Origin of the sequence: Paraburkholderia sp. 22099 (assembly GCF_052045835.1) — a bacterium.
Lineage (GTDB): Bacteria > Pseudomonadota > Gammaproteobacteria > Burkholderiales > Burkholderiaceae > Paraburkholderia > Paraburkholderia terricola.
The window spans coordinates 1-6,647 of sequence record NZ_JBQEPU010000065.1; the positions used below are offsets into that span (position 1 = coordinate 1).

Consider the following 6,647-nt stretch of genomic DNA (forward strand, 5'->3'; position numbering starts at 1 on the left):
ATCGCTAAAAATAGCATAATGCTCGATCTTTTCACACCCCTCGAACCGCTCCTGCGCGCCCACGCCGCATCGCTTCTTCACATCCCGCTTGCGCTTGAGTGAAACCCGCAACCAGTTGACTGCCAGCTTGAGCAGGATGCCCTGGCCGTAGCCACCGACGCCCGCGCCGATCAGCACGAAATTGCCGGTTACGTGCGCAGTGAACAGACCGTACAGCGCGACGAAACTTAACGTATCGACGAAGCCGGCGATCCCCGCAAGCAGCGTGTCCTCGGACTTCATTTCGCCGCTGCGGCGTGGATCTCAGCGACATAGCCGCCCGGGAACTGCACGATCGCCGCGTTACGGCCGTCCGAGGCGAAGCTCGGCACCAGCGTCTTCACACCAGCGGCCTCGGCTTTCTGCAGTGTCGCAGCCAGGTCGGCCACTTCGTAACCCGTCATTTCATGACCGAACGGGTACGGTAGATGGCCGTCGGTGACCAGCACGGCCATCTTGCCAAAGCCCGACTCAAGGCGAATTCGGCGATAGGTATCGCCGGGTCTCCCGATCTCGACGCCAGGTGCATGACGCACGTCGGAGACTACCTTGCCATGCGAGAATGCGACGAAGTCGTGCACCAGCTTGTCGGCACTCTGCGCTGAGACGTAGACGCGGTTCTCCGGCACCGACTGCAGCGGCACATAGTTCGGCGCTTGGTTATGCCAGTAGAGCTGCATATTCACGCCACCAGGCCAAGACACGATCACATCGCGCCCCACCGGATCGGGGAAAGTGTCGACTATCACGTCGGCGCCACGCGCGCGCGCCGATTTCACGGCCGCGTCCATGTCGGTCACGAGGTAGCCGGTGCGTTCCGAACCGAATGGATACGGCATGGGTGTCTTGAAGCCAAACACCGAGATCGAACCGGAGGGCGTGAACACGAGCTGCGACATGGTCTGGCTCGGCGTCGGCGTGACTTGGAACACGCCCTGCTTCGACTTGCTGCCGCCGAAGGTGGCCACGAAGCTGTCGGTGAAACGATCGAAATCTTCCGGCGCGACGTAGACATGGGTGGTGTCATATTGCGGGCCCACGGCCAGCGTCAGTGCGGTCGGCGCGGTACCCGACGAGGCCTTGGCATACGCAGCCGGCGCCGAAGTTGCCGCAGCTGCGGCGATCATCAGGGCCAACAGAGTGGAACGCAGCGTGATCATGGTCGAAAATCCTATTTGTATCGAGTAAGTAACGAATAAATGCGTGGTATTGACTCAGACGCGACCTGCGCCCGGCCAGCCGCCGGGTTCATCGAGCCGCGTCGCGAGCGCCAGCGCTGAGATCAGTCCGAGATGCTCGAAGAAGCTGTTGAGGGCCACGAAGCGAGCGGTGTCAGCCAGATTCCAGAAGTCGTTGGCGACAACCATCGCGACCAGAGTCAGCGCCGCCAACCCGCCTGCTCCGAGCCACGTGAAGCGGCGCACGACAACGCAAAGTGAACCGCCGATCTCCACCACAATCGCAAGCGCGGCCCACACCGCCGCCGGTTGCAGGCCGAAATGCGCCTGCTCCGCGACAGCGTCGCTAAAATTCAGCAGCTTATAAACGCCGCCGATCAAATAAGACGAAACCAGCGCCAGGCGCAGTAGCGGCGCCACCCACGGCAGGCCTAGTAGCGCGCTCACCCAGCGCGGGTTGCCGGCGAGAAGCCGGGGGCTCATCTTAGATTGCCCCGCACGCGCAGCCAGACGCGCCCCAGAACGCCCTGGAGTCCCGTTGGTAACGTGCGGTTCAAAGCCATCGCGTGAGCATGGCCATGCAAGTTGCATGCGATGGCGCAGCCGCATTGCGCCGTGCGCACGCTGGCCAGCGCCACGACGTCGTTCTTCAGGACCCGACGGTTGATCGATTGCACACCGAACGCCATCTGCGGATGATGATCGATGATGATCAGCTGGCTATTCTGCCGAGTAAGCACTTCAAGCTTAGCGTTGCCCATGGTGAAGGCTTCCTTGGATAGAGGATTATGTAGACCGCCTCATGGGCGGGACAGGAATATCGGTCTCACTACTGAATTGACTACCACACCCCAACTGATGCCATTGGACACGCACCGGACTTAATTGTCTTGCAGATATCCTTAAATTAGCTTAAATGGCTCTGAACCACCATCTCTACTGAAAACGGAATCTGATAACTTTGTTACTCGACAGCTAGATTTTTCAACTGGTAAATCGAGAATCGAATGAGAAAATGTCTTATATAGGAGGGTGCTGCGATTGGTCTCGGCGTTTTCTCGTCTCTCGAAAATCATTGTCGCGCAAGAAAATTCGCAGACAAATTTATAAAAATTAAGTGGATCTTGTCGATCAGATCGTCGATTCTGAGCAGTGCGGAGCTATCGAGCACTGCGTTGGCTTCCGACTATATCCGCCTTCGATTGCCAGTCTATTTCACAAACAAATCTCTATCGAGTCTCGCGATGAGATTCGAGGGTGTTTGAATATTTATGAAACATGGAACTAAGACCTACTTTTTCGATTCAGGGAGCTTCGTGAAAATCGCAAAATTATGTTGTGCTGCGTCTGTCATACTTTGGGTTCAATGCGGCTATGCCGCACCGGTCACCTACAATTTGGACCCCACCCATACTTACCCAAGCTTCGAGGTGGACCATTTTGGCGGAGCGTCCGTTTGGCGAGGCAAATTTCAAAAGAGTTCGGGTGTCGTCGTCCTTGACCGGGAGGCTCGATCTGGTCGACTCGAGATTAAAACCGAAATATCAAGTGTCGATATCGGCAACACCGACCTCGACAAGAAAATTGTTGGTCCGGAGATTCTCGATGCGAAAAGATATCCAGTTGCGGCATTCAAAAGTTCAGCAATAAAATTCAACGGAGATCAACCGGTAGAAGTTGATGGAGTTATTACATTGCACGGGGCATCACGTCCGCTAGTCATCTCAATCGATTCCTTTAAATGTTATCAGAATCCGCTATACAAGCGCGAGGTTTGCGGGATCGATGGGCACGCCGAATTCAATCGCGATGATTTTGGCGTCGATTATTCCAAGAACCTTGGATTCCGGATGTTCACGCGGCTCAAGATCCAGGCTGAAGCTATTCGTGCAGACTAATAGTAAATTTTTCTTATCGACAATCTTTTATAACCGGGGTTTCGTGGAGTTAAGGAAGGTCTTATGTGGACGCCTCCCGGATTGCAAACAGTTTTGCGATGTTGATTGTCAGGTTTAGGCAGCACGCTTATGTCCGGCCCGTTTGCGCAGGCCGGTATCTGCCTGCTGGCCCTAATGGAATTCGCTGGCGAGGTCCTCATCTGCAAGTCGAACACACGGTTCATCTTCCTTATCGGGTTTTCCTCGCCCCGGTCCAACCTGTTAGCCATCATGCAGCACTTGCTTGCGCTCCTTTGGAAAGTTGCGAACGTTGTGAATCGTTGAAGCTAGGCCAGTGACAGAGGTCGCTGAGCCTGATATTTCTCCGGTCGCGCCAGCACCGCCCAGATGGTTCTTGCCAACTTGTTAGCGACAGCGGCAACTGCCACGTTAAATGGTCTACGCTTGAGCAGACCGTCAACCCAAGCCGATCGCTTGCCTTGGATGATCACCGAGCGGGCGCCGTGCATCAGTAGCGTACGCAGAAAAGTGTCGCCGCGCTTGCTCAGGCCCATCTGCCGGACCCGTCCGCCGGTTCCAGTCTGTCTGGGCACAAGGCCCAGCCACGCGGCAAACTCCCGACCGGATTTGAACGTCCGGACGTCGCCAATGGCCGCAACGGTCGCCGTTGCAGTGAGAAGTCCAACGCCCGGGATATCGGCAACTTTCTGGCAGTCCGGGTTGTCACGAAACAGACTGTGTCCGCGCCGAATGAATTTTGAGCCACCGCGCCGATCGAGCTTTGAGCCGGGGTGGAGACCGGCCTGAAGAAGGACCGGTTGTGGATAAGTGTATGGGTTTCCGGAGTGGTTGTCCTCCTTCGTATGAGGATGCATTGCGCAGTGGAAGCTGCGAAGGGCGTAGCCCGTAGCGGCTTCCACTGCGCGGCAAGCGACGATCAGGCCGATTCGTTCGCGCTTGCACCGTCGGCTCTGCGCGCTGCTTCGCGCGAGCGCATACGCTTCTTTGCACTGGCGCTGCTATGGCGGAAACGGTAGCTTTCGTTGCCGGTTTCCACGATGTGGCAGTGATGCGTCAGCCGGTCCAGCAATGCCGTGGTCATCTTCGCGTCGCCGAACACACTGGACCATTCGGCGAAGTCCAGATTCGTTGTCACCGCAACGCTTGTATGCTCGTACAGGCGACTCAGCAGGTGGAATAGCAACGCCCCGCCGGCCTGGCTGAAGGGCAGATACCCGAGTTCGTCCAGAATGACCAGGTCGAGGCGAAGCAGGCTCGACGCGATCCTCCCGGCGCGTCCCTGCACCTTCTCCTGCTCCAGTGCGTTGGCCAGATCCACGGTCGAGTAGAAGCGCACCCGCTTGCCGTGGTGCATGATGCCGGACCCGCCGATGGCGGTCGCCAGATGCGTCTTGCCCGAGCCCGGGCCGCCGACCAGAACCAGGTTGTGCGCGCCCTCGGTGAACGTCATGCCGGCCAGTTGCGTGACGAGCTGGCGCTCGACCGGCGAGCCATCGAAGTCGAAGCCCGCGATGTCGCGATGTACCGGGAACTTCGCCGCGTTCATCTGGTGGCTGACCGAACGTACGGCCCGATCCGCGACCTCGGCCTGCAACAGCCGTTCGAGCAGCCATTGCGAAGACGCCGCCTCGACATTCACCTGTTCGAGCAGTTCGCCCCAGCCGGCAGCCATGCCGTGCAGCCGCAAGTGTTTGCGTTCGGCGATCAGATCACGCATGACCGGCCTCCGGCTGTTGCAGCGCCGGGCGCAGCCCGTCGTAGCGCGATGTGTCGGCCAGCGGCGGTGTCGTCAGTTGTAGCGCAGTATCGATCTTCGGCGGCATCTGCACGCTGCGCATGCGCGACAGCACGTTCACCACATGCTCGACGCTCACGCGCCCGGAGGGCGGCGCCTGCTCCAATGCGAGTTCGACTGCAACCACTACGGCATCCAGACCGCTTTCCGGGACCAGCGCCAGAACCTTAGCCATTACCCGGTCGCCACCTGGCTCGCGTAGTAACGCCCGACGCAGCCGTTGCAGCGGCTCGGGCATATCCTGGAACGGCGCACCGTTGCGCAGCGCGCCAGGCTTGCGCTGGATCAACGGGATGTAATGCTGCCACTCGTATCGCACCTGTCCTTCGTCGGCCAGTCGATCGTGTTCGGCCACCACGGCATCGTCGCCCACCACCACAACACGGCCAGGATAGAGCCGCGTGCTGAGCATCTGGCCTGCGAATTCGCATGGCACGGAATAGCGATTGCGGCCAATCACCACCAGGCAGGTCGACGAGACTCGTGCCGCACGCTCAACATAACCGTCAAACGGTGTTGGCATCGGCATCAGATGGGCGCGTTCCTGCTCGAACACGTCGGCGACGCTCAGCTCACGATAGTCCGGATGCTTCACCTGCTCCCACAACGACCGGCACCGTGTCGCCAGCCATGCATTCAGATCAGCGAAACTGCCGAAGCGTTGCCCACGCGCCTCAATCCAGATACGCAGGCGGCTGTCCTGCACGTTCTTCTCGACGACGCCTTTCTCCCAGCCACTGGCGACGTTGCAGAAGTCCGGATCGAACAGGTAGTGCGAACATATCACTGCGAAACGCGGATTGACCGTGCGACCCTTGCCTTTGTGCACCTTGTCTACGGCCGTTTTCATATTGTCTACAAGGACTTCCTCGCTTTGCAAGCAACAACTTGCCGTACCTGACCGTTGCCGACAGGTATCGAGTGATTCTTCGATTGCTTTCATCAGTCAGCACGTTTGTGATGAGCTCGAGGTATGTGGACGGCGTGTCTACAAACGGACATTTCTACTGCCCCAAACGGCAGTGGTCCCTGATGAAAGACGCGCGCCAAAGGCTCCAGTCATACAACGGGGATTTAGGCTACAGCAGTGCCTGTTACGCCCAACAACATGAGCGAGCATTCCTCAGCGCAGGTCCAACCTCTTTACTCATCGACAACTGCATGTCACACCATGCTGGCTTTACTGCCGTACAAACGACGTCATGACTAACTGAATTCACACGCGCGGAGTGCCAACTAGACCGGGACCTTGAACGCGTCGCCCAGACGCAGCGCGGCCCAACACATTCGCGCGTTCTTGGCTGCAATTGCAACGACTGCGCGACCGAATCCTCGCCGCTGCTTCAGTTGCACGGCCCAACGGCTAACTGGGTCTGAATGGGCGGTTGCCTTCATAAGCAGCGATCTCGCGCCCAAGACGAGCAGCGTACGAAGGTAGCTGTCGCCAGTCTTGGTGATACTTCCGAGTCTAGCCTTGCCCCCCGAACTATGTTGCCCCGGTGTCAGTCCCAACCATGCACAGAACTGCCGCGAGCTTTTGAAGTCGTGCCCGTTTCCGACGCTGGCTACTATGGCTGTTGCAGTCGTCGGCCCCACGCCAGCAAGCTTCATCAATCGACGTGCTCTATCATTCTGTTTAGCTAATTGTGCGAGATATTTGTCGTACTCCTTGATCCGTTCGTCAAGACGACCAAGATGGCTAAGCAGGTCACCGAT

Annotated in this window: 6 protein-coding genes and 3 pseudogenes; 1 reads left to right on the plus strand and 8 read right to left on the minus strand. The window is 58.1% G+C overall.

What is annotated here, in order from left to right:
• The 4 genes and pseudogenes from ACTJLC_RS31480 to ACTJLC_RS31495 form a co-directional block, all read right to left on the minus strand.
• Nucleotides 1-282, minus strand: a 282-nt coding sequence (locus ACTJLC_RS31480) for a DUF1275 family protein (RefSeq protein ID WP_440846352.1), incomplete at its 3' end; no start/stop codon positions are given.
• Complete coding sequence (locus ACTJLC_RS31485; RefSeq protein ID WP_440846354.1) at nucleotides 279-1,199, minus strand: glyoxalase; 921 nt, start codon at nucleotides 1,197-1,199, stop codon at nucleotides 279-281. The genes ACTJLC_RS31485 and ACTJLC_RS31480, both read right to left, overlap by 4 nt.
• A gap of 54 nt (nucleotides 1,200-1,253) precedes the next feature.
• Nucleotides 1,254-1,700 carry a DoxX family protein gene (locus ACTJLC_RS31490; RefSeq protein WP_440846356.1) on the minus strand — a complete coding sequence of 149 codons (447 nt, stop codon included), beginning with the start codon at nucleotides 1,698-1,700 and terminating at the stop codon, nucleotides 1,254-1,256.
• Nucleotides 1,701-1,843: 143 nt separating this feature from the next.
• Nucleotides 1,844-1,978: pseudogene (locus ACTJLC_RS31495) on the minus strand (hydrolase); the annotation flags it as partial.
• 555 nt (nucleotides 1,979-2,533) lie between these two features.
• Between ACTJLC_RS31495 and ACTJLC_RS31500 the strand changes: the two are divergent.
• A complete protein-coding gene (locus tag ACTJLC_RS31500) occupies nucleotides 2,534-3,115 on the plus strand; it encodes a YceI family protein (RefSeq protein WP_440846358.1) in 582 nt (193 codons plus the stop codon).
• Between the two features lie 326 nt (nucleotides 3,116-3,441).
• On the opposite strand, the pseudogene ACTJLC_RS31505 reads toward ACTJLC_RS31500, so the two are convergent.
• From ACTJLC_RS31505 to ACTJLC_RS31520, 4 genes and pseudogenes are all read right to left on the minus strand, one after another.
• Nucleotides 3,442-3,843: pseudogene (locus ACTJLC_RS31505) on the minus strand (transposase); the annotation flags it as partial.
• Nucleotides 3,844-4,052: 209 nt separating this feature from the next.
• Nucleotides 4,053-4,853, minus strand: coding sequence for an IS21-like element helper ATPase IstB (istB, locus tag ACTJLC_RS31510; RefSeq protein ID WP_440846360.1), 801 nt, complete (start codon nucleotides 4,851-4,853; stop codon nucleotides 4,053-4,055).
• Nucleotides 4,846-5,793 (minus strand): annotated as a pseudogene (locus ACTJLC_RS31515) (Mu transposase domain-containing protein); the annotation flags it as partial. The gene istB and the pseudogene ACTJLC_RS31515, both read right to left, overlap by 8 nt.
• 374 nt (nucleotides 5,794-6,167) lie before the next feature.
• A partial coding sequence (locus ACTJLC_RS31520; protein WP_440846362.1) for an IS110 family transposase occupies nucleotides 6,168-6,647 on the minus strand: 480 nt, incomplete at its 5' end.

Coding starts and splice junctions, on each gene's coding strand:
- istB (WP_440846360.1), bottom strand. CDS start 4,853: ATGCGTGATCTGATCGCCGAACGCAAACACTTGCGGCTGCACGGCATG.
- ACTJLC_RS31490 (WP_440846356.1), bottom strand. CDS start 1,700: ATGAGCCCCCGGCTTCTCGCCGGCAACCCGCGCTGGGTGAGCGCGCTA.
- ACTJLC_RS31485 (WP_440846354.1), bottom strand. CDS start 1,199: ATGATCACGCTGCGTTCCACTCTGTTGGCCCTGATGATCGCCGCAGCT.